Below are 1,672 nucleotides of genomic sequence, written 5' to 3' on the forward strand. Positions count from 1 at the left end.
GCTCCTTAGAAAGGAGGTGATCCAGCCGCACCTTCCGGTACGGCTACCTTGTTACGACTTAGTCCCAATCACCAGTCCCACCTTCGACGGCTCCCCCCAAAAGGTTAGGCCACCGGCTTCGGGTGTTACCGACTTTCGTGACTTGACGGGCGGTGTGTACAAGGCCCGGGAACGTATTCACCGCAGCATTGCTGATCTGCGATTACTAGCGACTCCGACTTCACGTAGTCGAGTTGCAGACTACGATCCGAACTGAGACCGGCTTTAAGAGATTCGCTCCACCTCACGGTATCGCCACCCTCTGTACCGGCCATTGTAGCATGCGTGAAGCCCAAGACATAAAGGGCATGATGATTTGACGTCATCCCCACCTTCCTCCGAGTTGACCCCGGCAGTCTCCCATGAGTTCCCACCATCACGTGCTGGCAACATAGAACGAGGGTTGCGCTCGTTGCGGGACTTAACCCAACATCTCACGACACGAGCTGACGACAACCATGCACCACCTGTACACCAGTCAAAAAGAAAACCACATCTCTGCAGCGATCCAGTGCATGTCAAGCCTTGGTAAGGTTCTTCGCGTTGCATCGAATTAATCCGCATGCTCCGCCGCTTGTGCGGGCCCCCGTCAATTCCTTTGAGTTTTAGCCTTGCGGCCGTACTCCCCAGGCGGGGCACTTAATGCGTTAGCTACGGCGCAGAATCCGTGGAATGGACCCCACACCTAGTGCCCAACGTTTACGGCATGGACTACCAGGGTATCTAATCCTGTTCGCTCCCCATGCTTTCGCTCCTCAGCGTCAGTAACAGCCCAGAGTCCCGCCTTCGCCACCGGTGTTCCTCCTGATATCTGCGCATTTCACCGCTACACCAGGAATTCCAGACTCCCCTACTGCACTCTAGTCCGCCCGTACCCACTGCACGCGCACCGTTAAGCGGCACGTTTCCACAGCAGACGCGACAAACCACCTACGAGCTCTTTACGCCCAATAATTCCGGACAACGCTAGTACCCTACGTATTACCGCGGCTGCTGGCACGTAGTTAGCCGGTACTTCTTCTGCAGGTACCGTCACTTACGCTTCTTCCCTACTGAAAGAGGTTTACAACCCGAAGGCCGTCATCCCCCACGCGGCGTCGCTGCATCAGGGTTTCCCCCATTGTGCAATATTCCCCACTGCTGCCTCCCGTAGGAGTCTGGGCCGTGTCTCAGTCCCAGTGTGGCCGGTCGCCCTCTCAGGCCGGCTACCCGTCGTCGTCTTGGTAGGCCATCACCCCACCAACAAACTGATAGGCCGCGAGCCCATCCCTTACCAAAAAATCTTTCCTACACAACCATACGATCACGCAGAATATCCGGTATTAGACCCAGTTTCCCAAGCTTATCCCGAAGTAAAGGGCAGGTTACTCACGTGTTACTCACCCGTTCGCCACTCATCCACCCAGTGAAAACACCAAGCTTCAGCGTTCGACTTGCATGTGTTAAGCACGCCGCCAGCGTTCGTCCTGAGCCAGGATCAAACTCTCCACAAAAAAAGAAAGAAAAACCCCAGCACCCAAAAAGAAAAGACAAGAAAAATAATCAAGCCAAAATCAATTTGAGAACCAGAAAAAATAAAACAAAACTGGCATCACAAAAACAAACAAACACGCTATTGAGTTGAAAAAGAACA

General features: G+C 53.8%; 1 rRNA gene. It reads right to left on the reverse strand.

What is annotated here, in order from left to right:
- Positions 1–9: 9 nt before the first annotated feature.
- Positions 10–1,532, reverse strand: a 16S ribosomal RNA gene (locus HMPREF0183_RS11105).
- Positions 1,533–1,672: the final 140 nt, after the last annotated feature.

Source organism: Brevibacterium mcbrellneri ATCC 49030 (genome assembly GCF_000178455.1).
Lineage (GTDB): Bacteria > Actinomycetota > Actinomycetes > Actinomycetales > Brevibacteriaceae > Brevibacterium > Brevibacterium mcbrellneri.